Origin of the sequence: Pseudomonas sp. EA_5y_Pfl2_R50, assembly GCF_963970475.1 — a bacterium.
Classification (GTDB): Bacteria; Pseudomonadota; Gammaproteobacteria; order Pseudomonadales; family Pseudomonadaceae; genus Aquipseudomonas.
This window is the reverse complement of the sequence record NZ_CAXAPT010000123.1, coordinates 1-513: the sequence shown is the minus strand read 5'-3', so window position 1 is coordinate 513 and position 513 is coordinate 1. Positions and strand designations below refer to the sequence as shown.

The window sequence follows — 513 nt, the reverse complement described above, 5'->3', positions numbered from 1 at the left end:
CATGCATCTTCTCGCCGCCAGAACCGGGCTGCTTGGCGATCGGCAGTTCGATCATCCCGTCCTCGATCGAGGGCACGCCGACGACCAGCGCCCAATAGGTTTTGCGTGCAGTGCGCGAGGAGAAGGATTTGGAGAAATAGGCGGCGGCACGCGCGGTGCGCGCGATCAGCAGGGCTCCGCTCGTGTCCTTGTCGAGCCGGTGGACCAGCTTGGGGCGGCCCTCCAGATCGTCCTGCAAGGCATCGAGCAAGCCATCGACATGCTCGATCGTCTTGGTGCCGCCTTGCGTGGCGAGGCCGGGCGGCTTGTTGAGCACGATCGCCTGGGCATCGCGATGAATGACCATCTCTCGCGCAAAGGTGATCTCGTCATCGCTGAGCGGCGGTCGTTCGCGCTTGACCGGGGCATCGACCCGGACCGGTTCGGCGGGCGGTACCCGGATCGCTTGACCGGTGGCGACGTGATCGCCGGGCTTGGCGCGCGCGCCATCGACGCGGAGTTGGCCGGTGCGCG

At 66.9% G+C, this 513-nt stretch carries 1 protein-coding gene; it reads right to left on the bottom strand.

Annotated elements, in window-relative coordinates; genetic code table 11:
* Positions 1 to 513, bottom strand: a 513-nt coding sequence (locus AACY19_RS27020) for a pseudouridine synthase (protein WP_339454556.1), incomplete at both ends; no start/stop codon positions are given.